The 23,456-nt window shown below is 62.7% G+C and carries 25 protein-coding genes and 1 tRNA gene; 13 read left to right on the top strand and 13 right to left on the bottom strand.

All coding sequences use genetic code 11. The features are described 5' to 3' along the window. Positions 1 to 49 precede the first annotated feature (49 nt). Positions 50 to 2,644 (top strand): TonB-dependent receptor, encoded by a 2,595-nt coding sequence (locus P7228_RS03960; RefSeq protein ID WP_278016917.1) that lies wholly within the window; start codon positions 50 to 52, stop codon positions 2,642 to 2,644. A 78-nt stretch (positions 2,645 to 2,722) separates the two neighbouring features. Here the strand turns inward: P7228_RS03960 and P7228_RS03955 are convergent, their stop codons facing one another. Together P7228_RS03955 and P7228_RS03950 are read right to left on the bottom strand one after the other, a co-directional pair. Next, entirely contained in the window at positions 2,723 to 3,886 is a 1,164-nt protein-coding gene (locus P7228_RS03955; protein ID WP_278016916.1) for an acyl-CoA dehydrogenase family protein, read from the bottom strand. Positions 3,887 to 3,889: 3 nt separating this feature from the next. Continuing rightward, the gene (locus tag P7228_RS03950; RefSeq protein ID WP_278016915.1) at positions 3,890 to 4,651 is read right to left on the bottom strand and encodes a crotonase/enoyl-CoA hydratase family protein; all 762 of its coding nucleotides are present in this window, start codon (positions 4,649 to 4,651) and stop codon (positions 3,890 to 3,892) included. 102 nt (positions 4,652 to 4,753) lie between these two features. On the opposite strand from P7228_RS03950, the gene P7228_RS03945 reads away from it, so the two are divergent. Beyond that, positions 4,754 to 6,022 (top strand): acetyl-CoA C-acetyltransferase, encoded by a 1,269-nt coding sequence (locus P7228_RS03945; RefSeq protein WP_278016914.1) that lies wholly within the window; start codon positions 4,754 to 4,756, stop codon positions 6,020 to 6,022. A 10-nt stretch (positions 6,023 to 6,032) separates the two neighbouring features. Continuing rightward, a complete protein-coding gene (locus P7228_RS03940; protein ID WP_278016913.1) occupies positions 6,033 to 7,559 on the top strand; it encodes an acetyl-CoA acetyltransferase in 1,527 nt (508 codons plus the stop codon). Positions 7,560 to 7,568: 9 nt separating this feature from the next. Here the strand turns inward: P7228_RS03940 and P7228_RS03935 are convergent, their stop codons facing one another. Together P7228_RS03935 and P7228_RS03930 are read right to left on the bottom strand one after the other, a co-directional pair. Then, complete coding sequence (locus P7228_RS03935; RefSeq protein ID WP_278016912.1) at positions 7,569 to 8,213, bottom strand: carboxymuconolactone decarboxylase family protein; 645 nt, start codon at positions 8,211 to 8,213, stop codon at positions 7,569 to 7,571. 2 nt (positions 8,214 to 8,215) lie between these two features. After that, positions 8,216 to 8,737, bottom strand: a complete 522-nt coding sequence (locus P7228_RS03930; RefSeq protein ID WP_278016911.1) for a VOC family protein — start codon at positions 8,735 to 8,737, stop codon at positions 8,216 to 8,218. Positions 8,738 to 8,899: 162 nt separating this feature from the next. On the opposite strand from P7228_RS03930, the gene hppD reads away from it, so the two are divergent. The 3 genes from hppD to P7228_RS03915 all read left to right on the top strand — a co-directional run bounded on the left by hppD (position 8,900) and on the right by P7228_RS03915 (position 11,429). After that, positions 8,900 to 10,003 (top strand): 4-hydroxyphenylpyruvate dioxygenase, encoded by a 1,104-nt coding sequence (gene hppD, locus P7228_RS03925; RefSeq protein ID WP_278016910.1) that lies wholly within the window; start codon positions 8,900 to 8,902, stop codon positions 10,001 to 10,003. Continuing rightward, positions 10,000 to 10,557 carry a VOC family protein gene (locus tag P7228_RS03920; RefSeq protein ID WP_278016909.1) on the top strand — a complete coding sequence of 186 codons (558 nt, stop codon included), beginning with the start codon at positions 10,000 to 10,002 and terminating at the stop codon, positions 10,555 to 10,557. The genes hppD and P7228_RS03920 overlap by 4 nt, the downstream gene beginning before the upstream one ends. A 74-nt stretch (positions 10,558 to 10,631) precedes the next feature. Continuing rightward, on the top strand, positions 10,632 to 11,429 hold the full coding sequence (locus tag P7228_RS03915; RefSeq protein ID WP_430732498.1) for a type I phosphomannose isomerase catalytic subunit: 798 nt from the start codon (positions 10,632 to 10,634) through the stop codon (positions 11,427 to 11,429). 48 nt (positions 11,430 to 11,477) lie between these two features. On the opposite strand, the gene P7228_RS03910 is transcribed toward P7228_RS03915, so the two are convergent. Then, a tRNA-Ser gene (locus P7228_RS03910) sits at positions 11,478 to 11,568 on the bottom strand. 227 nt (positions 11,569 to 11,795) lie between these two features. On the opposite strand from P7228_RS03910, the gene P7228_RS03905 reads away from it, so the two are divergent. The 3 genes from P7228_RS03905 to P7228_RS03895 all read left to right on the top strand — a co-directional run bounded on the left by P7228_RS03905 (position 11,796) and on the right by P7228_RS03895 (position 14,417). Continuing rightward, positions 11,796 to 12,593 carry a DUF1134 domain-containing protein gene (locus P7228_RS03905; RefSeq protein ID WP_278016907.1) on the top strand — a complete coding sequence of 266 codons (798 nt, stop codon included), beginning with the start codon at positions 11,796 to 11,798 and terminating at the stop codon, positions 12,591 to 12,593. A gap of 102 nt (positions 12,594 to 12,695) precedes the next feature. Beyond that, positions 12,696 to 13,874 (top strand): amino acid aminotransferase, encoded by a 1,179-nt coding sequence (locus P7228_RS03900; RefSeq protein ID WP_278016906.1) that lies wholly within the window; start codon positions 12,696 to 12,698, stop codon positions 13,872 to 13,874. Beyond that, positions 13,875 to 14,417 (top strand): GNAT family N-acetyltransferase, encoded by a 543-nt coding sequence (locus P7228_RS03895; protein ID WP_278016905.1) that lies wholly within the window; start codon positions 13,875 to 13,877, stop codon positions 14,415 to 14,417. 25 nt (positions 14,418 to 14,442) lie between these two features. Here the strand turns inward: P7228_RS03895 and P7228_RS03890 are convergent, their stop codons facing one another. The 8 genes from P7228_RS03890 to P7228_RS03855 form a co-directional block, all read right to left on the bottom strand. Continuing rightward, a complete protein-coding gene (locus tag P7228_RS03890; RefSeq protein WP_278016904.1) occupies positions 14,443 to 15,180 on the bottom strand; it encodes a phytochelatin synthase family protein in 738 nt (245 codons plus the stop codon). A gap of 162 nt (positions 15,181 to 15,342) precedes the next feature. Next, entirely contained in the window at positions 15,343 to 15,960 is a 618-nt protein-coding gene (locus P7228_RS03885; RefSeq protein WP_278016903.1) for a riboflavin synthase, read from the bottom strand. A 10-nt stretch (positions 15,961 to 15,970) separates the two neighbouring features. Then, positions 15,971 to 16,933: a bifunctional diaminohydroxyphosphoribosylaminopyrimidine deaminase/5-amino-6-(5-phosphoribosylamino)uracil reductase RibD gene (gene ribD / locus P7228_RS03880; RefSeq protein WP_278016902.1), complete on the bottom strand. Its 963-nt coding sequence runs from the start codon at positions 16,931 to 16,933 to the stop codon at positions 15,971 to 15,973. Further along, positions 16,914 to 17,393, bottom strand: coding sequence for a hypothetical protein (locus P7228_RS03875; RefSeq protein WP_278016901.1), 480 nt, complete (start codon positions 17,391 to 17,393; stop codon positions 16,914 to 16,916). Before P7228_RS03875 ends, ribD begins: the two co-directional genes overlap by 20 nt. 18 nt (positions 17,394 to 17,411) lie before the next feature. Further along, positions 17,412 to 18,077: a DUF4402 domain-containing protein gene (locus tag P7228_RS03870; RefSeq protein WP_278016900.1), complete on the bottom strand. Its 666-nt coding sequence runs from the start codon at positions 18,075 to 18,077 to the stop codon at positions 17,412 to 17,414. 54 nt (positions 18,078 to 18,131) lie between these two features. Next, positions 18,132 to 18,854, bottom strand: coding sequence for a M48 family metallopeptidase (locus tag P7228_RS03865; protein WP_278016899.1), 723 nt, complete (start codon positions 18,852 to 18,854; stop codon positions 18,132 to 18,134). Continuing rightward, positions 18,851 to 19,291, bottom strand: coding sequence for a YcgN family cysteine cluster protein (locus P7228_RS03860; protein ID WP_278016898.1), 441 nt, complete (start codon positions 19,289 to 19,291; stop codon positions 18,851 to 18,853). Before P7228_RS03860 ends, P7228_RS03865 begins: the two co-directional genes overlap by 4 nt. Then, on the bottom strand, positions 19,279 to 19,791 hold the full coding sequence (locus P7228_RS03855; protein WP_347402854.1) for an SCO family protein: 513 nt from the start codon (positions 19,789 to 19,791) through the stop codon (positions 19,279 to 19,281). Before P7228_RS03855 ends, P7228_RS03860 begins: the two co-directional genes overlap by 13 nt. Positions 19,792 to 19,987: 196 nt before the next feature. Between P7228_RS03855 and P7228_RS03850 the strand changes: the two genes are divergently transcribed. Genes P7228_RS03850 through feoB form a run of 4 tightly spaced genes read left to right on the top strand, consistent with a single transcriptional unit; the run spans position 19,988 to position 23,448 of the window. Then, the gene (locus tag P7228_RS03850) at positions 19,988 to 20,608 is read left to right on the top strand and encodes an ankyrin repeat domain-containing protein (RefSeq protein ID WP_278016896.1); all 621 of its coding nucleotides are present in this window, start codon (positions 19,988 to 19,990) and stop codon (positions 20,606 to 20,608) included. A 1-nt stretch (position 20,609) separates the two neighbouring features. After that, positions 20,610 to 21,284 (top strand): COQ9 family protein, encoded by a 675-nt coding sequence (locus tag P7228_RS03845; protein ID WP_278016895.1) that lies wholly within the window; start codon positions 20,610 to 20,612, stop codon positions 21,282 to 21,284. A 59-nt stretch (positions 21,285 to 21,343) separates the two neighbouring features. Further along, positions 21,344 to 21,595: a FeoA family protein gene (locus P7228_RS03840; RefSeq protein ID WP_278016894.1), complete on the top strand. Its 252-nt coding sequence runs from the start codon at positions 21,344 to 21,346 to the stop codon at positions 21,593 to 21,595. Continuing rightward, a complete protein-coding gene (feoB, locus tag P7228_RS03835; protein ID WP_278016893.1) occupies positions 21,592 to 23,448 on the top strand; it encodes a ferrous iron transporter B in 1,857 nt (618 codons plus the stop codon). Before P7228_RS03840 ends, feoB begins: the two co-directional genes overlap by 4 nt. Positions 23,449 to 23,456 lie beyond the last annotated feature (8 nt).

Here is a 23,456-nt window from a genome sequence, read left to right as displayed (position 1 = left end):
GGTAAATGTTTCGCGCAATAATCGGGTTTTTGGAGAGGAGCCCCCCAAAATGAATCGTAAGCTCGCTACCTTCGCGTGCGGCCTCATGGCCAGCAGTTTCCTGGCAACGCCCGCGTTCGCCCAGGATGACGAAGCCGATGACGGCGTACTGCCGGACGATAACGTAATTATCGTCACGGCCACCCTGCGCGCCGCCGACGTCCAGGATATTCCTATCGCTGTCACCGCGGTTCAGCCCGAACAACTGGAGCGCCAGGGGATCTCGGACATCAAGTCGCTGTCCTCGATTTCGCCGAGCTTCAACATTCAATCGTCGCAGACCGAAACCCAGGGAACCTCGATCAAGATCCGCGGCGTTGGTACGACGGGCAACAACACCGGTCTCGAAAGCTCGGTCGGCGTCTTCATCGACGGTGTCTACCAGTCGCGCCCCGGCGTCGCGCTGGGCGACCTGATGGACCTCGAGCGGCTCGAAGTGCTGCGTGGCCCGCAGGGCACGCTGTTCGGTCGCAACACCTCGGCTGGTGCGCTCAACATTACCACCAAGCGTCCGAGCCTCGACATCGTCGAAGGTTTCGCAAACGCGACCTATGGCAATTACGACTTCATGAATGTCCAGGCTGGTATCGGTGTGCCGGTGGTGCAGGATGTGGCCGCCGTCCGCTTCTCGGGCTCCTACCGTAAACGCGACGGTTACCTGAAGAGTGTGACCGGCGCCGAAAGCAACAATCGTGACCGCTTCATGCTGCGCGGCCAGCTCTATGCCGAACCGTCTGCTGACGTCAGCATCCGTATTCTCGGCGATTATTCGGAAGTCGATGAAAACTGCTGCGATGCGGTGATCATTCGGGAAACCGAGCTCCAGCCGTTCTTCGCCTTCCATGGACTGGCCAATGACGGTGTGGGGCCCAACGGCTTTGACGCGCTTGAGGATCTCGACACCAATTCCCAGCTCTTCGTCAACACTTCAAAGCAGTGGGGCATTTCCGGCGAGCTGAAATGGGATCTTGGCGCGGCCCAGATGACCTACATCGCTTCCTATCGCGATTTCGAATCGGAGTCGGTGCAGGAATCGGACTTTGTCTCGCTCAACGTCTTCACTGCCGGCCGCGGCGGCGCGGCTTCGCTACCGGGCCTGCCGAAGAACGGCGACTTCATCAAGACGATGACGCACGAACTGCGTTTTCAGGGTGAAGCCTTCGATGGCGCGCTCGACTGGCTCATTGGTGCCTATTACAGCGATGAAGACATCGATGCGCAGGGCGTGCTGACGCTTGGCCCGGACTTCCAGCGGGCGGTCAGCGCCGGCAACTTCGGCGCCGTGGCAGGGGTCAACCCGCTTTTCACCTTGACGGCGCTCGGCAACGGCGGTGTCCCGGTCAATGCGAACGGCGGCTATGCGGTCAACCTGTTCACGCAGGAAGCACGTTCGTTCTCGATCTTCACGCACAACGTGTTCGACATTACCGATACGCTCAGCATCACGCTGGGCGCGCGCTATGTCGACGAGCGCAAGGACGGCGCCTTCGATCAGCTTGAATCCTCCAACCCCGCCTGCCAGGCGAGCGTCAATGGCGCGCTCCTGGGAACAGTGCCGGCACCGCTGCGGGCAGGCCTGGTCGGCCTGAACTGCTTCTCTTTCACGGCTCCGGTCACGCTCACGGCGCCGGCCCTGTTGGGCGGTGGCCTCGCAAGCAACCTGCTTCCGTTGCCGCGTGAATTCGACCTGCGGTTCAAGGATGACGAGATCACCTATACCGGCCAGGTCACGTGGAAGCCGACCCTCGATACGATGCTCTACGGCAGCTTCAGCCACGGCTTCAAATCGGGTGGTTTCAACCTTGACCCGACGGCGGCCAACCTGGCCAATAGCGGCGCGGTTATCGGCGGTCTTCTTGCCGGCACGCCCGTCGCGCCGATCTATGCTGATCCGCGGTTCCGTTCGGAAAAGGTCGATGCCTACGAAATCGGCTTCAAGGGTACCTTCGGCCGGATCAACGCCAACGTCGCGCTGTTCCAGATGGATATGAGCGACTTCCAGGTGCTCGAGTTTACCGGGGTTCAGTTCACCACCTTCAACGTGGACAATGCCCGGTCGCGCGGCGTCGAAGTCGAAATCTTCGGCAAGGTCGACGACTACGTCAGCATCAATGCCTCGGGTACCTACGCGAAAGCCAAGTACGGCAACGATTGCGACAAGGGCGCTCCGCTTGACGTGATTGCAGCAGTGTCGCTGCTGTGCGGCCAGCCGCTCACCAACGCGCCGAAGTTCACCGCTGTCACCGGCATGACCTACGACGGTCCGCTGTTCGATACCGGTTGGGGCTTCCTCGCCAACGTCAATCTCAACTATTCGGACAAGCGCCGGACCTCGACCCAGCACTTCGAACGGCTCTCCTCGGGAGCGATCGTGGAGCTGCCGTTCGACTATCAGGAAAACTACTTCAAGGTGAATGCGCGTGTCGGTTTCACGACGCCCGACGAGCACTTCACGTTCGAACTGTGGGGTACCAACCTGACGAACGAGATTACGCGAGGTATCACCGCGAACACGCCGCTGCGTGGTCCTGGCGGCGCGCGTAGCCGCATCGGCTTCGTCGAGGAGCCGCGCTTCTACGGTGTGACTGTCCGGGCCAACTTCTAGGCCCTCGACTAAAGACAAAAGGAAAGGGGCGGTGGACTTCGGTCCGCCGCCCCTTCTCTTTGCGTTGTCGCCGCGTGATTACATCGAGCGCGCGATCAGCATCTTCATGACTTCGTTCGAACCGCCGAAGATGCGGGTAATGCGCGCGTCGCGATACATCTTCGCGATCGGGTAGTCGTTGATGTAGCCCGCGCCGCCATGCAGCTGCAGGCACTTGTCGACGACTTCGCTCTGCAGCTCGGTCACCCAATACTTCGCCATGGCAGCAGTCGCTACGTCGAGCTCGCCCTTGAGCAACTTGGCGATGCAGTCGTTGACGAATACCCGCGCCGCGGTGCCACGCGCCTTGAGGTCCGCGAGTACGAACTGGGTGTTCTGGAAGTCCCAGATTGTCTGCCCAAACGCTTTGCGCTCCTTGACGTACTCCACCGTCGTCTCGAGCGCCTTCTCGATGCCGGTCGCCGCACCCATCGCGATAACGAGGCGTTCCTGAGCAAGCTCGCCCATAAGCTGGTAGAAGCCCTTGCCCTCGACCCCGCCGAGCACGTTTTCGGCCGGCACGAAGACATTGTCGAAAAACAGCTCTGAAGTATCCGCCGCGTCGAGGCCGATCTTGTCGAGCTTGCGGCCGCGCTCGAAGCCTTCCGCGCCCTCGGTCTCAAGCAGCATGAGCGAAATGCCCTTGGCGCGCTCGTTCGGGTCGGTCTTGGCGACGACGACGATGAAGTCTGCGGTCTGGCCGTTCGAGATGTAGGTCTTCGACCCGTTGATACGGTAGCCGTTGCCGTCCTTCAAGGCGGTGGTGGTGATCGACTGGAGATCACTGCCAACCCCCGGCTCGGTCATCGCGATCGCGCTGACGAGTTCCCCGCTGACGAGCTTGGGCAGGTATTTCTGCTTCTGCTCCTCGGTCCCGTGGCGCACAAGATAAGGCAGGATGATGGTGTTGTGCAGGCTCGCGGCGAAGCCGTCGACATTGTGCTTGGCCTGCTGGTCGATGACTACCATGTCATGCCGAAAATCGCCGCCGTGGCCGCCATATTCCACCGGGACTGAGACGCCGAGCAGCCCGGCTGCGCCCGCCTCGTTCCAGAATTCGCGCTCGACCTGGCCATCTTCGCGCCATTTCTCGACACGTTTTTCAGGGGCATGCTGCTGGTAGAACTTGCCGACCGCGTCCGCAAAGATGGCGATCTCCTCGTCTTCCATGAACTCGGGCTGGGGTACGTCGATTACGGGCATCTCTTACTTCCCCTTCCAGTTGGGCGCGCGTTTTTCAGCAAAGGCGAGCGAGCCTTCGCGCGCGTCCTCGCTCATGAACACCTGTGGGAGCAAGGCCGACTGCTTCTCCCACATTTCCTCGGTGCTCCAGCCGGCCGATTCCACCACGATCTGCTTGGATACCCGCACCGCAATGGGGCCGTTGGCGGTGATCGCATTGGCGAGTTCGATCGCTGCGTCGAGCGCTGGTCCGTCGGTCACGCGGTTGACGAGACCCAGTTCATAGGCGCGCGCTGTGTCGATGAAATCGCCGGTAAGCGCGAGTTCCATGGCAATCTTGGGCGGGATCATACGCGGCAGCTTCATCAACCCGCCGGCTGCTGCCGCGAGCCCGCGCTTCGCTTCGGGAATGCCGAACTTCGCGCCCGAATTGGCCACGATCATGTCGCAGCTGATCATCAGCTCCATGCCGCCCGCAAGGGCGTAGCCCTCGACCGCAGCGATCAGCGGTTTGACCGGGCCCTTCTCGGTAATGCCGCCGAAGCCGCGTCCCTCGATGCTCGGCCGTTCGCCCCTGAGGAAGCCCTTGAGGTCCATGCCCGAACAGAAGGTGCCGCCCGCGCCGGTGAGGATTCCGACCCGCAGGTCTTCATCGGCGTCGAGCCGGTCTACCGCCGCCGCGATCCCCTCTGCCGCGGCCTTGTTCATCGCGTTCTTGGCCTCAGGCCGGTTGATCGTGATGATCAGGATCCCGTCGCGGGTTTCGGTCAGGACTTCTTCGCTCATCGGAGCCACTCCCATTTTCAATAGAAACTGAAATCTTGTGCGAGTGGTGCAGGGGGTTTACGGACACGTCAACTGCATTTTCGCTAATCGAGAGGAATCGTCATGGCCGAAGCCTATATCATCGACGCTGTTCGCACCCCCCGTGGCATCGGCAAGCAGGGCAAAGGCGCTCTGGCCGCCATGCACCCGCAGCATCTGGCGGCGACCGTGCTCAAGGCCATCAAGGATCGCAACAATCTCGACACCAAAACGGTCGACGACGTGATCTGGTCGGTCTCGACGCAAGACGGGATGCAGGCGGGCGATATGGGCCGGATGGCGGCGCTCGACGCAGGCTATGACATCACCTCGAGCGGCACCACGCTCGATCGCTTTTGCGGCGGCGGCATCACCTCGGTCGCGCTGGCCGCGGCGCAGGTGATGAGCGGCATGGAGGATTGCGTGGTCGCGGGCGGGACCGAGATGATGAGCCTCACCGCGCAGATGTCGAAGGAGAAGATGCAGGCCGGGCTGAAGCCGCCGATGATGGGCAGCTACAACCAGCGGCTGCAGAAGGTACACCCCCAGAGCCACCAGGGCATTTGCGGCGATGCCATCGCCAGCATGGAAGGCTTCACCCGCGAAGAGCTCGACGAGGTCGGCTATCGCAGCCAGCAGCGCGCGGCGGAAGCCATCAGCGAAGGCCGCTTCGCCAAATCGGTGGTGCCGGTGGTCGACGATGACGGCAATGTCGTGCTCGACCATGACGAGTATCCACGCCCGCAGACGACGATGGAAGGGCTCGCCCAGCTAGAGCCTGCCTTCACCAAGATCGCCGACGTGCCGCTCGACGCCGATGGCACCACCTTCCGAGGGTTGATCAACCAGAAATACCCCGATCTCGAGATCCAGAATTTCCACCATGCGGGCAATAGCTCGGGCGTGGTCGACGGTGCGGCGGCGGTGCTGGTGACGAGCAAGGACTACGCCCAGAAGAACGGGCTCAAGCCGCGTGCACGGATCGTTGCGACCGCCAACATGGGCGATGATCCGACGCTGATGCTCAATGCTCCGGTCCCGGCGGCCAAGAAGGTGCTGGAGAAAGCGGGCATGACCAAGGACGATATCGATCTCTACGAGATCAACGAGGCCTTCGCCGTGGTCGCGGCCAAGTTCGTGCGCGACCTCGACCTCGACTGGGACAAAGTCAACGTCAACGGCGGTTCGATCGCATTGGGTCACCCGATCGGCGCCACCGGCTCGATCCTTATCGGCACCATCGTCGACGAGCTCGAGCGGCGCGGCGATCGCTATGGCCTCGTGACCATGTGTGCGGCGGGCGGCATGGCTCCGGCGATCATCATCGAGCGCGTGGACGATTTCGTAGACTGAGGCTGCCGAGGTGATTGCCAACAACACGCCCGTCATCATCGGGGTCGGGCAGTATTCGGAGCGCGTCGGCGAGCCGGACTACGCGGCGCTGTCCTATATGGACCTCGCCGGGCGGGCGCTGCAGGTGGCGATCGACGATTGCGCGGCGACGGGAGAGGTTGCCCCGGCGATCGACACACTGGCCTGCATTCGCCAGTTCGAGATTTCGCGCGCCGATCGCGACCCGCCCTTTGGCGGTCCCGACAATCGTCCGCGCGCGATCGCCAGGCGGGTTGGGGCCGATCCAAGGCGCGCGATCCTATCGACCACCGGTGGGCAGACCAACCAGCAGTTGCTGGGCGAATTTGCCACTGCAATAGCTGCGGGCGAAAGCGAAGTCGCGGTCGTGGTCGGTTCGGAAGCGATCTCCACCGCGCTCGCACTGGTGGCCAAGGGCGAGAGTCCCGACTGGTCCGAAGAGGTTGGCGGCGAGCTGGAAGATCACGGTTTCGGGGTCGAGGGACTGCTCGAAATGGACCTGTTTGCACATGGCGCGACAGGTGCGATCCCGCTCTATGCCTTGTGCGAAAACGCACGGCGGGCAGAGCTCGGCAAGAACGTCGACGAATACCGCCGCGACATCGGCGAACTGTTCGAACCCTTTACCAAGGTAGCGGCAGCCAACACGCATGCAGCAGCTCCGGTCGAGCGCAGTGCCGAGGAACTCGCGACGGTGACCGAACGCAACCGCATCGTCGCCGAGCCCTATCCGCGCATGACCGTCGCGCGCGATCAGGTGAACCAGGCGGCCGCGATTATCGTCGCCAGCGCGGGCAAGGCGCGCGAACTGGGCGTGCCCGAGGAAAGATGGGTTCACATCCACGCCATCACGAAGGCGGAGGAACTGCCGCTCATGGAGCGGCCCGACCTGGCGCGAAATCCGGCGACAATTGCCTCGCTAGAGCGGGCGCTGGGACGCGCCGGAAAAACACTCGGCGAGATTCGCTACCTCGATTTCTACTCCTGCTTCGCGATCCCGGTGTTCGATGTGGTCGACCATTTCGGGCTGGCCGTGGACGATCCGCGCGGGCTGACGCTGACCGGCGGCCTGCCGTTCTTTGGCGGCGCGGGGAACAACTACTCTGCGCATGCAATCTGCGAGGCGGTCAAGCGCGTGCGTGACGATCGCGGGAGCTTTGCGCTAGTCGGCGCAAACGGCGGTTGGATGAGCAAATATTCGACCGGGATCTACTCGACCGAGCCAGCCGACTGGTCTGCCAATGATCGCTACGAGAAGCTGCCGATGGCCGACAATGGCCTACCGCGCGGCTCAGCCCCCTTCGAAGAGGCGACGGTCGAGACCTACACGATCAACCACGCCAAGACCGGCTCCGATGCCGTCTTCATCGGACGCAATCCGGCAGGCGAACGAGTCTGCGGTAATGCCGATCTGTCGCACCAGCCGACGCGCGAACTGTTCGAAGGCGGCGAACCTTTCGGGGCGAAGCTGGCAGTCCGCCGAGACGAGCGCGGGCGGAATATCGGCCGCGTTGCTTAGCGCTCAAACCTAGTCCTTCTTGCGCTCGCCGCCCATGAAATCGAGCGCGGAGAAATCTTCCGGTGCCGCCACCTCGACGATGGGATCGTCGCGATCGTCGAACTCGGTGCGGAGCGCGCGGCTCATCACCGCATGCATCTGATAGAGGCAGGTGATGTAGGTGAGCTCGAGGATTTCCTCGTCGGAAAACTCCGCCTTCAACTTCGCAAACAGATCGTCGGGGACGCGGCCCTGGTGCATCACCAGCCGGTCGGCATAGGCAAGCACCAGCCGTTCGCGCGCATCAAAGCAAGTCGCGGTCTGCCAATTGGGGATCGCTGCGATCTTCTCTTCCGCGACGCCCAGCCCGCGCAGGCTCTTGCAGTGCTGCGAGAAGACAAACTGGCTGCCGGTGGCCCATCCGGCCCAGGTCTGGCCCAGTTCACGCAGGACAGGGTCGATCTTGCGCTGAGGGTCGCGGTAGTAGGCGAAGCCCTGCGCGGCGTGCTTGAGTGTGGCGGGGGAGGCAGCGAAGACCGTCCACCAATCGCCGGGTGTGCCGGTCGCGGTGCCCGGCTCGGCGACCGGGTCGCGCTCTCCGAACAACAGATTGTAAAGCGGGATTGCGACGGTCTCGTCGGCTTCGCTGCGTGGTACTTCTCTCAGTCGCGGCATGATCAGGCTCCAGCCGTGGCGGGTTCATGGGCGATGTCTTGCGGACCGAACTTCTTCGTCGTCGCGGCGAATTCGAGCATGATGCCGTTGGGATCGGTAAAATAGACCGAGCGGACGAAGACGCCGTCATGCTTTTCCGCGGCGACGCCCATCGGGCTGTCGTCGTGATTGACCACGGCGTGGGTATGCGGGACGCCCGCTTCTTCCAGCCGGTCGAGCGAAGCCTCCAATTCGCTTTCCTCCATGTCGAAGGCGAGGTGGTTCATCGAGCCCACGGCAGTCTTCGCGTCGCCAGGAAAACGCTTGACCGAGGCGATGCCGGGCGCGGCGGGCGGGCCGTCCTTCCACCAGAAGAAGGCGACGCTGGCGCCGCCGCCGCAGTCGAAGAAGAAATGCTGTCCGCCGTCGGGCAGTTGGACGGTCTTGAACAGCGGCATCTTGAGCACCTCGGTGTAGAATTCGACCGTCTCTTTCATGTCGCGGCACACCAGCGCGATATGATTGATGCCCTTGGTCCTGATCATTGGCTTCTCCCTTGTCGCGAAGTCTGCACTGGCATGTCCCGCTCCGCAATTGCGCATTTTGCAGACAGCCGCGCGACGTCCATTGCGCGCTTTGACAGAGCGCAAAAATTCGGCTAAATAGTTTCAAACGAAACTAGTTTGATTCTGCGAGTAAGGACCGAGATGCCTGATCTGTTTGATAACCCCGCTGGCCTCGATGGCTTTGAATTCGTTGAGTTCTGCGCGCCGGAGAAGGGCGTGCTCGAACCCGTCTTCGAGACCATGGGCTTCACGCATGTCGCCACGCACCGCTCGAAGGACGTGCACCTGTGGCGCCAGGGCGGCATCAATCTGATCGTCAATTACGAGCCGCGCTCGGCGGCGTGGTACTTTGCTCGCGAGCACGGCCCTTCGGCCTGCGGCATGGCTTTCCGCGTCCGTAACGCTGCCGCGGCCTGGGAGCACCTGATGGACCAGGGTGCCGAGCCGGTGCAGGTCGAAACTGGGCCGATGGAACTCGCCATCCCCGCGATCCGCGGCATCGGCGGTGCAATCCTCTATCTGGTCGATCGCTATGCCGACGAGAACGGCGATGGCCTGTCGATCTACGACATCGATTTCGAATATCTGCCGGGGGTCGAGAAGCATCCTGAAGGCGCGGGCTTCAAGCTGATCGATCATTTGACGCACAACGTCTACACCGGGCGGATGAAGTACTGGGCGGACTATTACGAGACGCTGTTCAACTTCCAGGAAATCCGCTTTTTCGACATCAAGGGCGAATATACCGGCCTGACGTCCAAGGCGCTTACTGCGCCCGATGGCAAGATCCGCATCCCGCTCAATGAAGAAGGCGAAGGCGGCAAGGGCCAGATCGAGGAGTTCCTGCGCCAGTTCAACGGTGAGGGCATCCAGCATATCGCGCTGATCTGCGACGACCTCATCGCTGCCTGGGACCGCCTGAAGAAGCTCGGCGTGCCCTTCATGACGGCGCCGCCTGAAACCTATTACGAAATGCTCGACGAGCGCCTGCCGAACCACGGTGAGAATGCCAAGGAACTGCAGATGCGCGGTATCCTGCTCGACGGCACGACCGAGGGTGGCTCGCCGCGGCTGCTGCTGCAGATCTTCGCCGAAGCGCAGGTCGGACCGGTCTTCTTCGAGTTCATCCAGCGCAAGGGCGATGACGGTTTCGGCGAAGGAAACTTCAAGGCACTGTTCGAAAGCATGGAGCGCGATCAGATCCGTCGCGGCGTGCTCGAAGTTGCAGAGGAACCGGCCGAATGAGCGCGATCAAGCCATCGGGCATCCACCACGCCGCCTATCGCTGCAAGGACGCGAAAGAGACCGTCGAATGGTACGGCAAGGTGCTGGGTATGGAATACACCACCGCCTTTGCCGAAGATCACGTGCCCTCGACCGGCGCCTACGATCCCTACATGCACGTGTTTCTCGACGCGGGTAACGGCAACGTCCTTGCCTTCTTCGAACTGCCGAACCAGCCCGACATGGGCCGCGACGAGAACACCCCGCAATGGGTTCAGCACCTGGCCTTTCGGGTCGCATCGGAAGACGAGTTGCTGGCCGCCAAGGATCATGTCGAAAGCCTCGGGATCGAGGTGCTCGGCCCGACCCATCACGGCATCTTCAAGTCGATCTACTTCTTCGATCCCAATGGCCACCGGGTCGAACTCGCCGCCGATATCGGCACCGACGAGCAATATGCCGAACTGAAGCGCGTCGCGCCGCTGATGCTCGACGAATGGAGCCAGACGAAGAAGGCTCCGCAGCATGCTGCCTGGCTTCACGAGATCGCGCGCCAGGAGCATGGGGTCGATTGACCTCTACCCGGGTCGGGTCTTAACCATTCTTTGCTAGGGGATTGGCTTCGTAGCGCAGGATGGGAGTTGCGAGGGTGTCCCTCGAGATATTGCCGCGTCATTTTGTCGAGAAACCGTGGGGGCAAGCTGGCCTTCCCGCGCAATTCGGCGGGCGCGACGACAAGGTTGGCGAGATTTGGTTCGACCGCGAAGATGCTTCGCTGCCTCTGTTGTGCAAATGGCTTTTTACTAGCGAGAAGCTGTCGGTGCAGGTCCATCCCGACGATGCGCAGGCCCGCGCCCGTGGTCTCTCCTCGGGCAAGGAAGAATGCTGGATCGTCACGGGTGCCGCTGAAGGCGCGACGCTCGGCATCGGTCTGACCGAGCAGCTGTCCGACCAGGAACTGCGCGAGGCAGCGCTGTCAGGTGAGATCGAGCAGTTGCTCGACTGGAAGCCAGTACAACCGGGCGATTGGTATTACATCCCGCCCGGCACGATCCATGCGATCGGTGCCGGGGTCCAATTGGTCGAGATCCAGCAGAACGCCGACATTACCTACCGCCTTTACGACTATGGTCGCCCGCGCGAACTGCATCTTGAAGACGGCGTCGCTGTTTCGAATTCCGCTCCCTATTCAGGCCCGCATGGGCGGCTGCCAGACGAAGCCGGCCTCCACCTGTTCGCGATCGGGGCGCACTTCCGAATCTTTGTCGCAAACGGCGCTGCCGATCTATCTGACCTGACGGGCTCCAGTTTCTACCTCGCCCCGATCGCTGGCCGATATGAATGCGAAGCTGGCCTCCTGGAACCCGGCATGATCGCATTCGGGAACCCCGCCGCCTTGCGCGGAGCCGGACCGGGCCATCGCCTGCTGGTTGCCCAGCAGTCCTAGAGCAGGGCCCCAACGGCGAAATCAGCAGCTTCTCACGTTGGCGGTAAATGGCGGAGACGGAGGGATTCGAACCCTCGGTACCCTGATAGAGTACGGTTCCTTAGCAGGGAACTGGTTTCAGCCACTCACCCACGTCTCCGCAGCGCGCGCCTTCAGGCTGCGAGAGGCGCGCTATAATCGCGCGAAGTTAAGGCTTCAACCCGCCTTGATAAAAAAGCGCATCGGCGCCCACGCGGGGTAATCCGGCCCGTGGCGGACTCGGTTCACCGCGTTTTCGATTCGGTTCACCGCCGCGCAATTGTTGTTTCCCCAGCAAAGGATTCTCATGTTCGAGCAGGGGTCCGCGACGGGCCGGGAGAAAATCAAATGACCGGTATATTCGGTAAGTCCAGGATTGCCTTTTCAGCAATCGCAGGAGCTATTGCGCTCATCGCCGCACCGCTCAGCGCACAGGTCGAGACCTTCGATCCCGACGCGGCGTTCTCCGGGGAGATCGACGGCGATCTGGCGCCAGTAACGGGTTCCGCCAGCCAGCCTGAACCAGCTGTCGATGGTGCGGCCCCGACCGCGGCAGAAAGCGATGCGGGCGCATCACCGGCTGTCGCACCAGAGTGGACCGATCCCACGCAAGGCGACCCAGGCGTCGCCGCCTCTGCCGAAAGCGAGGCGGCTGCGGACAGCAAGACCTATGCCGAAGACGATCTGATCGGCGCGGCCGAGGGGGTTTTCGGCAAGGGCGCAGAAGGTCTAGCGCGCATGATCGAAAAGATGCTGGCCGACCAGGGCGAGCCCAATGCCTATATCGTCGGCCGTGAAGCGGGCGGCGCCTTTGTCGTCGGTGCGCGCTACGGTTCCGGCACATTGCATCACAAGGTCGAAGGCGAGCGCAAGGTCTATTGGACCGGCCCCTCCATCGGGTTCGATGCCGGCGCAAACGCGGCCAACACCTTTGTCCTGGTCTACAACCTTTACGACAGCGAAGAGCTTTTCGAGCGCTATCCTGCCGGCGAAGGTCAGCTCTATGTCGTTGGCGGCCTCAACGCCAGTTACATGCGCAAGGGCAATGTCGTGCTGATCCCGATCCGCATGGGCGCGGGCCTCAGGCTGGGCGTCAACGCGGGTTATATGAAATTTTCGAAGAAGCAGCGCTGGCTGCCGTTCTGACGTTCTTCGGGTTTCGCACGAAGACGTACAAAAGCAGACTTTTGGGGGCCGCAAGGGGAATTCCTGTTGCGGCCCTTTCTCTGTGAGGGCATGGCGCGGTTCATGCTCGATCAACTCGCTCCCCAGGCTCCCGATGCGCTTCTGGCGCTGATCAAGATGTTTGCCGACGATGAGCGGCCCGACAAGATCGATCTGGGCGTGGGCGTCTACCGCACCAATGAGGGCGCAACCCCGGTCTTCCGCGCAATCAAGAAATCGGAACAGCGCCTGGTCGATGAGCAGGACAGCAAGTCCTACCTCGGCCCCGAAGGGGACATGGGCTTCGTTGAAGCGCTAATGCCTTACATCTTCGGCGAGGACGCCAGTATGGGTGGCCGGATCGAGGGGATGCAGACCCCCGGGGGCACCGGCGCGGTGCGGCTGGCAGTGTCATTGGCGCAAAAGGCCGGCGTCAAGCGCATCCACATGGGCGTTCCGAGTTGGCCCAACCACGCCCAGATCCTGGCCGATGTCGGGGTCGAGACCGTGACCTTCGTGCATGCCGGCGATGATGGCCAAGCCGATCTCGGCGCCGTACTGGGTGCAATCCGCGGGGCGAGACCCGACGACGCCGTGCTGCTGCATGGCTGTTGCCACAACCCTACCGGAGTCGACTACACGTCCGACCAATGGGCCGAAATTGCCCGCGCATTTGCCGAGACCGGCGTGTTGCCGATTATCGATGTCGCCTACCACGGGCTCGGTCAGGGGCTGGACGAGGACGTGGCCGGTCTGCGCATGGTGCTTGCCGCCGTGCCCGAGGCGCTGGTGGCCTATAGCTGCGACAAGAACTTCGGGCTTTACCGCGACCGCGTCGGTGCCTTCTTCATGATGGCGAAGCACCAGGATGAACTGCCGGCAATCGTCTCGAACGCCTATGCGCTCGCGCGTGCCAACTGGTCGATGCCGCCCGATCACGGGGGTGCTGCGGTGCGGCAGATCCTTGAGGATGCCGATCTTACGTGTCTGTGGATCGAGGAACTGGCCGACATGCGCGCGCGGATGCGGCGCGTTCGGGAGCGGCTGGCGGCGGCCGACAATGAAGCGCCCGGCCTGGGGCTGGCGACGCTTGGAGACCAGAACGGGTTGTTCGCCATGTTGCCGCTGTCGAAGGAGCAGATCGCTAAGCTGCGCGACGACCATGCCATCTACATGGCCGGATCGGGGCGGATCAACGTAGCTGGCCTCCATGCGGGGAATACCGACAAGTTCGTGGCCGCGTTGGCCGACGTCGCCGGCTAGATGGACCGTCAGCCGGTTCTGGAGGGCGAGCGGGTTCTGCTGAGACCGCTTGCGGAGGAGGATTGGGCCGCGCTCTATGCCGCCGGATCCGACCCGAAGATCTGGACGCACTATCCCTTCCCGGACCGCTGGAAGGAACCAAACTTCCGGGTCTATTTCGAAGAGGGGTTGGCGAAGAAGGGCGCGCTGGCGGTGATCGACAAGAGCTCCGGCAGGATCGTGGGCTCGTCGCGATTTCAGTACCATTGTTCGGAGAATGGCGGACAGGTCGAGATCGGCTGGACATTCCTAGCGCGCGAGGTCTGGGGCACGGGAATCAACACCGAGATGAAGCGCCTAATGCTGCGGCATGCTCTGGACAGCGTCGAGCGGGTGATCTTCCATATTGGCGAGAACAATGTGATCTCGCGCCGCGCGATCGAGAAGATCGGAGGGCGGCTGACCGACCAGATCGATGTGCTCGAGACCGCCGACGGCTCGTTCCCGCATGTCGTTTATGAGATTACGCGAAAGGACTTCGAGGAAGGCCCGCTAAACTCCTGATCCCGCGGGCCGAGATAGGCCCACTTCAGCGGCCGACCAAGCTTCCTCTCGCGGATTGCGCCGTCCGGACATCGTTGCCAACCTCGACCCAGCCGCGCGCGACCCCGCTCTCCGCATCGCTTGGCATCATTGCCTGGAACAGATCATCAAGTGGCACCCATGTGTGCGGATATTTGTAGGACGCTGTGTCAAGGACAAGGACGCGGTCGGTCTCTTCATCATAGGCGGCAATCGGCGAGATGTGCCCAACGCGGTCCTGACCGAGCGCGCCCCGCTGGTAATTGACCAAGACATAGTCGTCTTCCTCGGATAGATTTCGGATCACCGTTCGGCGAAACTCGGCCACGCTTGAGGTGTCCGCGTATTGGGTTGCCACCGATACGCCGTGCGAAGCGATGATTTCCGAGATTATCTCCAGCGTCATGCCGTTGAGGGCGACCTGCCAGGCCGGACGAACTTCAGAAGCTCTTTCGTTGAACAGGCTCAATTGAGAGACATCCCTGTCGAGCGCATTCAGCACTATCACGCTGCTCGCGACACCACAGAAGCTGGTGAGCTTCTGGGCCTCGAAGTGTTCTGCCATGTCGTCATAGTCGGCAAGGGCGTCAGCTTCGCTCAGCAGTTGACGACCGGCCGCAGAATCGAACGAAATCAGGGCAGCCGGCAGCGGACGCGGGTCCTCGCTTGGCACCAACCTGTATGCAATGCGCCCTGCGAAGATCGCGGCGAATAGCATGGTGATGATCAGGGCCCACTTCAGCACGGCAATAGCCTCTCAGCCGACCCGTGATCAGGTTAGCACGTGCACCGGCCAATGCAAATTTGGGGGCAGGTGGCAAAACCGAGCCATCATTCCTCACAAGTGCACACTGTTTGACCTCCGCGGTTGGAGGCTCTGCCCCTGCTCCTGGCGAGACTTCGTCGCCTAGCTATTAAGACTCTGCATTCGCTTGAGATAACGCGCCAGTACGTCGATCTCGAGGTTGACGCTGTCGCCTTCTTCCAGCGCGCCGAGCGTCGTCACCTCACCGGTGTGGGGAATGATATTGAGCGAAAAGCGCACGTCGCCGTCGGCCTCGTCAACCACCTCGTTCACCGTCAACGAAACTCCGTCGACCGTGATCGAACCTTTTTCGGCCACGTAGGGCGCGATCGCCTTGCCGGCCAGGATCTCGAAGCGGTGCGAACCGCCGACATCGCGCTTCAGGGCAACGCGACCAACTGCGTCGACATGGCCCGTCACGATGTGCCCGCCTAATTCATCGCCCAGGCGTAGCGCCTGCTCGAGGTTGAGCTTGCGCCCCTCGCTCCACTGGCCCTGCGCAGTGCGGCTGACTGTCTCGGCAGAAATGTCGACCGCGAACCATGCGTCGCCCTGCTCACCGCCGCGTTCGACGACCGTCAGGCATACGCCCGAACAGGCGATCGAGGCGCCGATGTCGATGCGCGCCGGATCCCAGGGGCAGGCAATGACCGCGCGCAGATCGCCGCGATCCTCGACGCTGGCGATAGTCCCGATGGCCGTGACGATACCGGTGAACATGCGTGCTCCTTTAGCTGACGCGGCTGTAGGCGGTGAATGTGTCGCTGCCAAGCTGGCGATGCTCGGTCACTTCCCACCGTTCAAGGAGATCAAAGAAGGCTTCGGGTGCGCGCAACCCTTCCCCGATGGTGATCGGGGCGCGGTAGATATGGATCCGGTCGACGAGGTCCGCATCAAGAAAAGCCTGCGCGGTCGCCGCGCCGCCTTCGACATAGAGATACTGCAAGCTTGCCAATGCCGCTATCTCTCCTGGCGAGCCAATCGCCTCGGCCCCTTCAGGTACACCGTCGGTAGTCAGCACGTATCGTTTCGGGCTGCGATCCTCGATCCCCGGCAAGCGGACGTCAAGGCGGGGGCGGTCGGCTCGCCATGTGCCGCTACCCACCAGAATGGCATCCTGGCGGGCGCGGTGGGCGTGAACATGCGCGCGCGCCTCGGCGCCCGTGATCCATTGATCCTGCCCTGCAGGCCGCGCCATGAAGCCATCCTGCGAGATGGCGATCTTGAGCGTCACCAACGGACGTCCAAGTCGCTTTTGCGAGAGATAGCCCGCGAGGCTGGTGCGCGAAGCCGCCGTGTCGAGCAGCTCGACTTCGATACCGGCAGCTTGGAGGCGCGCTATGCCGTCGCCCGAGGTGCGCGGATCTGGATCGACAACGCCAATCACCACGCGGGCGGGCCTAGCTTCGGCAAGCAGGTCGGCACAGGCGGGGCCGCGGCTGCTCTCGTGCGCGCAGGGCTCGAGCGTCACGTAGGCGGTCGAACCATGTGCAACGCCGGGCGGTAACTGGGCGAGCGCATGGGCTTCGGCATGGGGACGACCGCTCGCCTGCGTCCAGCCGCGCGCGATCACGCGTTCGTCTTTCACGAAAATGGTACCGACCGCGGGGTTCGGGCGGCTCAGGGGTCTTGCGCGAGCGGCAAGTCGCGCCGCCGCATCGAGCCAGCGCGCATCACTCGCCGCGTTCTGCAACCGTTTCGCCTGCCTGTTTCTTCGCCGCTTCTTCGCGCGCCTTGTCTTCTGCGATCTGGCGCTCCATCGCGTCGACGTCCATCCCGCTCGCACGGCCCAGCTCGCGGTACATTTCCCGCTTGCGGTTCTCGATCTCGGCCCGCTGCTGGGCCAGTTCATCCTTGCGCCGCTGGTTAGCCTCGTTGGTGGCAGCGATCTCCTCGTCGGTGCGATCGGGGGAATAACTGGTGATGTAGGTTACCTCGGGTCGCGCGGGCGGAGCGTAGGACACATCCTGCCAGAGATAGAATACCAGCGCTCCAATCGGCAGCATCGACAGACCGAGGATCGGCCATCGGTAGGGATGAGGACGTCTGAATTCGGACCAGAAGTCCGCGAGGCCCGTCGCCGGATTGAAACGCGAATTCGACAGCATGGCCCAAACATAGGGCGTCGAGCGTCCAAGCGCCAGTGCCCGCATGCGCGGCGATGGGCTGGATCAGTCGTACTGGACGGTAATCGGAATGCGGCCGCGCAGCATGCCGCCGAGTGCCGTTGCGCTATCGGTATAGAGCGTACCGGTGAACTCGAAGGTGAGCTCGCCATTGCCGTCGAGGAGCGGCAAGGCCGAGAGACTGCTGACAATCTCCCGCAGTTCGGCCTGGCTACCCGCAGGGTCGGCCATGGTGATCGTGGTCGGCATGTCGATACGTATCACGCGGTTGGGTGCGCCCGTGACCAGCGCCTTGCCCTTGATGGCGAAACCGCCGAGATCGTCGATCCCGCCGAAGGTCACCTTGTTCCCGGTTCCGAGGTCGAGCACCACGCGGCCGATTCCGTCGCCGACCAATACCAGCCGGCCAAAATCGATATCGGTTTGCACCGTCAGTGCGACCGGAGTCTGGTTGCAGTTGGGATTGCCGGGAGGTGGATTGGGCTTGGTGCAGGCTCCGGGGTCTGAATTACCATTCCCGCCGCCGTTGCCATTCCCGCCGCCGTTACCGTTACCGTTACCGTTACCGTTGCCGTTACCGACGCCGCCATTGCCGTTTGACGCGCCATTGCCATTGCCTGAGCCGTTGCCGCCAGGCTTCGCCGATGCCTGCCAGACAGGCGCAAGGGCTAGTGCACACGCACTCGCAGCAAGGAGGGCTGCTCGAAACATGACCCGAATCTAGCGTTTTACAGTTAACGAAACTCTAGCGGTATTTACCGAGGTTTATCCGAAGCTTGCGTAAAGGCTGCGGCCATTCGCCTTGAGCCACGCATCGGCGGCCTCGATCTCGTCTTCGAACAGGTCGCCGAGCATCCGATGGAAGGCAGGGCTGTGGTCAAAATGGACCAGGTGGGTCACCTCATGCGCCACTACCGAGCGGCGAACATGGTCGGGTGCCTGGATCAGTCGCCAGTTGAGCCGGATGCGCTGGCGGTCCGAACAGCTACCCCAGCGGCGCTGCGCACGCGAAAGCGCAACTGGCACCGGGGCGAGCTCCGCCTTGGCGCAGTAATGCGCGACATCCTGTTCGAAAAATGCCTGCGCCTCCTGTTCGAACCAGCGTCGCAAGCGGGCTTCGAGCGAATGGTGTGGACCGCCCAGGGTTATCGTCTCGGCGACGAGGACGGGCTTGCGCGGCGCATCCTCGCGCCAATCGATCTGCAGGCCAGTGCCGCGGTACTGCAGTACCGCACCAGGACGCGGGGCATTGCGCGGGGGAAGCTTCGACATCTGCGCTTCGAGCCATTTGCGCCGCGCGTGGGCGAAGGCGATCGCCTCGGCGCTGCGTGCCCACTGCGGCAAGGTGATGCGAACCTCGCTGCCGTCGGGCGCCAGTCGGAGTGTGAGGCGCCGCGCGCGGGGATGTCGGCGAAGTACAATCGGAACGGTCTCGCCCCGTAGCTCCAGTTCCGGCTCGAACATGTCTCGGCGGAGCCAGTCGATCACGGATTCCACTCCACGATATGGTGCTCGAGCGGCCCTGCGTCGGTTTCGCTCACCACTCGTCCGGCGACCGAGACGCCCGCATGCTTGACCGCCTCCGGATCGCCCGAGATCAGGTAATGCCATTCGGGCAAGGGTTCATCGGCATGCCGCAGGCGATAGGCGCAGGTGCGTGGCAGCCACGGAACATCGTCCATGATGCGCAGCGTCAGGCGCAGGCAGTCGGGTACGAAGGCCTTGCGGTTTCGATAGTCGCTGCAGCGGGCGTTTTCCGTGTCGAGCAGCTTGCAGGCGACATTGGTATCCTCGATGGCGCCGGTTTCATCGTCCTCGATCTTGTGCAGGCAGCAGCGCCCGCACCCGTCGCACAAGGCTTCCCATTCCGCACGGCTCAGATCGGCCAGCGGCAGTTCCCAGAAGCGCTTCCTCAATTCACCCATTTCGCCAGTTCTGCCGCTACCGCCTCCGGTCCCTGATCGGTCGGGAGCGTTGCCAGCGGTTCGCCCTTGGGGCCGAACAGGTAGGTGATGGCCGAGTGGTTGACGAGGTAGCCACCGCCGTCCTGCTCTTCGCCGCGTTCGTAATAGACGCGGAAGGCATCGGCCACCGCCTTGACCTGCTCGGGAGTGCCGGTGAGACCAACAAGGTCGTCTGAGAATGCGGCGGTGAATTGGCCGACGGCTTCGGGAGTGTCACGTTCCGGATCCACGGAAATGAAGATCGGCTGGATCTTCGCGGCCTTTCCCGGATCAGCCTGCGCCAATTGTTTCAGTCCGCGCATCGCGCGCTGGACGTCGGTCGGGCAGACGTCGGGGCAATAGGTGAAGCCGAAGTAGACAGTACGGTACTTCCCGTCGAAATCGGACCAGCGCACTGACTTGCCATTCTTGTCCACAAGCTCGAACTCGCCGCCGATATCGGCGCCCTGGAGCGGTGGCATGGAAGCCTCTGCGGCGCTTCCCTGAGGGCTTCCTGCGTCTCCGCAGGCAGTCAGCCCCAGCAAGGATGCGCCAATGAGCGCGAGGAGAAGATTTCGTTTTGTTACAGGCATGGCAAGCTGGTTCATGGTCTGCTAACTGGTGACGCGCGACAGCGGATCAAGCTGATAGTGGCAGGGTTTTCGAAAGGATGACAGCATGACGCGGGCCGTTATGCGCAAGATTGCGTTGGCAGCAGCCCTGGGGGGCATGGCACTTTCCGCGCCAGCGGGGGCGCAGATGTTCTCCGATGGCTATGAGTTCCTCAAGGCGGTCAAGGAGCGCGATGGCGACGCCGTGACCAATGCCCTGAACGAGCCGGGCAGCACGCTGATCAACACGCGCGACATCTCGAGCGGCGAAACGGCGATGCATATCGTGACCGAGCGCCGTGACGTCACCTGGATCAGGTTTCTCGCGCAGCGTGGTGCCAATCCGAACGTCAAGGACAAAAAGGGCACTGCCCCGATCCAGCTTGCAGTGCGGCTCGGCTTTGTCGAGGGCGTCGAAGCCTTGATCAAGGCTGGGGCCGAGGTCGATGTCACCGACGTTGCCGGCGAAACTCCGCTGATCGCTGCGGTGCATCGCCGGGATACAGCTTTGATCCGGCTGCTGCTCGCCAATGGCGCCAATCCCGACCGAACGGACAATTCGGGCCGCACGGCGCGCGACTACGCGACATTGGCGCAAGGCAATCGCGCCATGGTGGAGGAATTCACTCGCGCCGACGAGGAACGTGCAGGCAAGGGCCAGGACAAAGACTACGGACCCTCGATCTGACATGGTGGAGACCGCGACGCTCGATTACGCCGACATGACGCTCGACGAGCTGCGCGTCGCGCTCGCGCCCGAGATCGCTGCGAATGCGATCTTCGATGGCTGGAGCGACACTGCGCTGGTCACGGCGGCCGATGCGGTCGGCGCCAATGCGGATGTCGCGCGGCTCGCCTTCCCCGGCGGGGCGATGGACATGATCGATGCGTGGATCGTCAATATCGATCTGGCGATGATCGACGCCTTTCCGGCGGAACGGATCGCATCGCTGAAAATTCGCGAGCGTATTCGCGAGCTTATTGCGTATCGGCTTGAGGCGGTTACGGGGCTCGAGGAATCGGTGCGCCGCGCCACTGCAATCATGGCAATGCCGCAAAATGCGCGACGCGCGCTCAAGACCGGTTGGCGCAGCGCCGATGAGATGTGGCGGCTCGCGGGTGATACCGCGACCGACTACAACCACTACACCAAGCGGGCGATCCTGGCCTCGATCTACGCTGCGACCCTGGCGGTGTTTGTCGACGATCAAAGCGAAGGCAAGCAGGTCAGCTATGCCTTCCTCGACCGGCGAATCGACGGTGTGATGAAATTCGAGAAAGCCAAGGCCCAGTTGCTGGGCGGTGAGCGCGAGTATTTCAGCATTTCGCGCTTCCTCGGACGGTTGCGCTATCCGACACGATAGCGCTAGCCGCTATTGATAATCGGTTGCAATTAGGGGCGCGCTCTGGCAGCGCGGTTTGCATGACGCTCGACCACCTGCCGCGCGGTACCAGCGCGACTATCACTTCGATCCGCTGGGATGATCTCGCTCCCGATGAGGCGCGCCGGTTGCGCGCTCTGGGCATCGACGAAGGAGTCGAAGTGCAGGTCGCGCATCGCGGCGTGTTTGCCGGCAGCGACCCGCTTGCGGTCACGGTCGGGCGCATGACGGTAGCTCTGCGCCGCGCCCATGCGGCCGCGATGCAGGTTTCCGTGGGCGAGGGCGCTGTATGAACCCGCTTCCCAGGATTGCGCTCGTCGGCAACCCCAATGCGGGCAAAAGTGCGCTGTTCAATGCGCTGACCGGTGCGCGCCAGAAGATCGCCAATTATCCCGGCGTTACGGTCGAGCGGAAAGCGGGCCGGGCGACCACGCCCGGCGGGCAACCCATCGAATTGCTCGACCTGCCCGGCAGCTACAGCCTTCACGAGACCACAAGCCCCGACGAGGAAGTAACGCGCAAGGTGGTGATGGGTGAGTTCGAGGGCGAGGCCCGCCCAGACGTGATTGTGCTGGTGCTTGATGCCGCCAATATCGAGCAGCATCTCGTCTTCGCGCAGGAAGTGATCGAACTCGGGAAGCCCACTGTGGTCGCACTCAACATGGTCGATCTTGCCGAGCGCGATGGTCTGGTGATCGATCCGGAAGCACTGGGCCATGCGCTGGGCGTCCCGGTGGTGCCGACCGTGGCCGTCCGGCGGCGGGGTCTGGCTGAACTGACCGCCGCGATTGCTGCGGTGCGCAAGGGTGATCCCGAGCATGCCGAGGAACGCCCGGCCGGTCATCTCACGTTGCCCGAACGGCGGCTGGCGGCGAAGAACATCGCCAAAGCGGCAATCCTGTCGGAGAGCGGCACGCATCGTCTCCACGCCGGGCTCGACAAGTTGCTGCTTCATCCATGGCTTGGCCCGATCATCCTGTTCGGGCTGCTCTTCGTCATGTTCCAGGCAGTGTTTGCTTGGGCCGATCCCTTCATCGGCGTGATCGAAGGTGCCACCGAAGCGGTCGCGGGCTGGGTCGCGGGAAGCATGCCAGCCGGGTTCTTCCGCGATTTCCTCACTGAAGGCGTGATTGCGGGTGTCGGCTCGGTCGTAGTGTTCCTGCCGCAGATCGTGATCCTGTTCTTCTTCATCTTGGTGATGGAAGCGAGCGGGTATTTGGCGCGCGCCGCGTTCCTGATGGACCGCCTGATGGCAAGCGTCGGCCTGTCGGGCCGCAGCTTCATTCCGCTGCTGTCGAGTTTTGCCTGTGCCATCCCTGGCATCATGGCGACGCGCAGCATCGCCGATCCCAAGGACCGGCTGACGACGATCCTGATCGCCCCGATGATGACCTGCTCGGCGCGCCTGCCGGTCTATGCGGTCATCATTGCGGCGGTGATTCCCGCGACGAGCGTGGGTCCGGGCATAGGACTACAGGGGCTGGTGCTGTTTGTACTCTATTGCGCCGGGATCATCGGTGCGATGCTGGTCGCCCTCGTGTTGCGGCGTTCGGTCACCAAGGGGGCTGCTAGTGGGTTCATCATGGAACTACCGCGCTACCAGTGGCCGGCGATCAAGGATCTCCTGATCGGGCTTTGGCAGCGCGCCTGGGTGTTCCTGCGCCGTGCGGGTACGATCATTTTTGCGGTCACGGTGGTGCTATGGCTGCTGTTGACGTTCCCCAAGGCCGATCCGGGCGAGAACCAACTCGACGCGAGCTTTGCCGGACAAATCGCCAACGTGATGCAGCCCGCCTTCGAGCCGATCGGCTTCAACCGCGAAATGACGTTGGCTCTGGTCCCCGCCATGGCCGCGCGCGAGGTTGCCGTCGCCTCGCTGGCGACGACCTATGCCGTCGAATCTGAGGATGAGGCCGCGACCGAGAACGCTTTGCGCGACCAGATCGCCGCGCGCTGGAGCCTGCCCACTGCGCTCGCCTTCCTCGCCTGGTTTGTCTTCGCCCCGCAGTGCCTTTCGACGATCGCTGTCGCCCGACGCGAGACAAACGGGTGGAAATGGCCCAGCTTCATGTTGGCTTACCTGTTCGCGCTCGCTTATGTGTTCGCCGGAATCACCTACTGGAGCGCACTGGCGCTCGGATTATAGCGAAGGAA

This window comes from Altererythrobacter sp. CAU 1644 (genome assembly GCF_029623755.1).
Taxonomy (GTDB): Bacteria; Pseudomonadota; Alphaproteobacteria; order Sphingomonadales; family Sphingomonadaceae; genus Erythrobacter; species Erythrobacter arenosus.
This window is presented reverse-complemented; position numbering and strand designations above follow the sequence as displayed.

Excerpts from the sequence above, each read along its gene's own strand:
- P7228_RS03895 (WP_278016905.1), top strand. The coding sequence starts at position 13,875 with ATGGACCGTCAGCCGGTTCTGGAGGGCGAGCGGGTTCTGCTGAGACCG.
- hppD (WP_278016910.1), top strand. The coding sequence starts at position 8,900 with ATGCCTGATCTGTTTGATAACCCCGCTGGCCTCGATGGCTTTGAATTC.
- P7228_RS03935 (WP_278016912.1), bottom strand. The coding sequence starts at position 8,213 with ATGCCGCGACTGAGAGAAGTACCACGCAGCGAAGCCGACGAGACCGTC.
- P7228_RS03920 (WP_278016909.1), top strand. The coding sequence starts at position 10,000 with ATGAGCGCGATCAAGCCATCGGGCATCCACCACGCCGCCTATCGCTGC.
- P7228_RS03905 (WP_278016907.1), top strand. The coding sequence starts at position 11,796 with ATGACCGGTATATTCGGTAAGTCCAGGATTGCCTTTTCAGCAATCGCA.
- P7228_RS03870 (WP_278016900.1), bottom strand. The coding sequence starts at position 18,077 with ATGTTTCGAGCAGCCCTCCTTGCTGCGAGTGCGTGTGCACTAGCCCTT.
- P7228_RS03945 (WP_278016914.1), top strand. The coding sequence starts at position 4,754 with ATGGCCGAAGCCTATATCATCGACGCTGTTCGCACCCCCCGTGGCATC.
- P7228_RS03840 (WP_278016894.1), top strand. The coding sequence starts at position 21,344 with ATGACGCTCGACCACCTGCCGCGCGGTACCAGCGCGACTATCACTTCG.
- feoB (WP_278016893.1), top strand. The coding sequence starts at position 21,592 with ATGAACCCGCTTCCCAGGATTGCGCTCGTCGGCAACCCCAATGCGGGC.
- P7228_RS03845 (WP_278016895.1), top strand. The coding sequence starts at position 20,610 with ATGGTGGAGACCGCGACGCTCGATTACGCCGACATGACGCTCGACGAG.
- P7228_RS03850 (WP_278016896.1), top strand. The coding sequence starts at position 19,988 with ATGACGCGGGCCGTTATGCGCAAGATTGCGTTGGCAGCAGCCCTGGGG.
- P7228_RS03855 (WP_347402854.1), bottom strand. The coding sequence starts at position 19,791 with ATGCCACCGCTCCAGGGCGCCGATATCGGCGGCGAGTTCGAGCTTGTG.
- P7228_RS03860 (WP_278016898.1), bottom strand. The coding sequence starts at position 19,291 with ATGGGTGAATTGAGGAAGCGCTTCTGGGAACTGCCGCTGGCCGATCTG.
- P7228_RS03950 (WP_278016915.1), bottom strand. The coding sequence starts at position 4,651 with ATGAGCGAAGAAGTCCTGACCGAAACCCGCGACGGGATCCTGATCATC.
- P7228_RS03960 (WP_278016917.1), top strand. The coding sequence starts at position 50 with ATGAATCGTAAGCTCGCTACCTTCGCGTGCGGCCTCATGGCCAGCAGT.
- P7228_RS03955 (WP_278016916.1), bottom strand. The coding sequence starts at position 3,886 with ATGCCCGTAATCGACGTACCCCAGCCCGAGTTCATGGAAGACGAGGAG.
- P7228_RS03900 (WP_278016906.1), top strand. The coding sequence starts at position 12,696 with ATGCTCGATCAACTCGCTCCCCAGGCTCCCGATGCGCTTCTGGCGCTG.
- P7228_RS03875 (WP_278016901.1), bottom strand. The coding sequence starts at position 17,393 with ATGCGGGCACTGGCGCTTGGACGCTCGACGCCCTATGTTTGGGCCATG.
- P7228_RS03930 (WP_278016911.1), bottom strand. The coding sequence starts at position 8,737 with ATGATCAGGACCAAGGGCATCAATCATATCGCGCTGGTGTGCCGCGAC.
- P7228_RS03885 (WP_278016903.1), bottom strand. The coding sequence starts at position 15,960 with ATGTTCACCGGTATCGTCACGGCCATCGGGACTATCGCCAGCGTCGAG.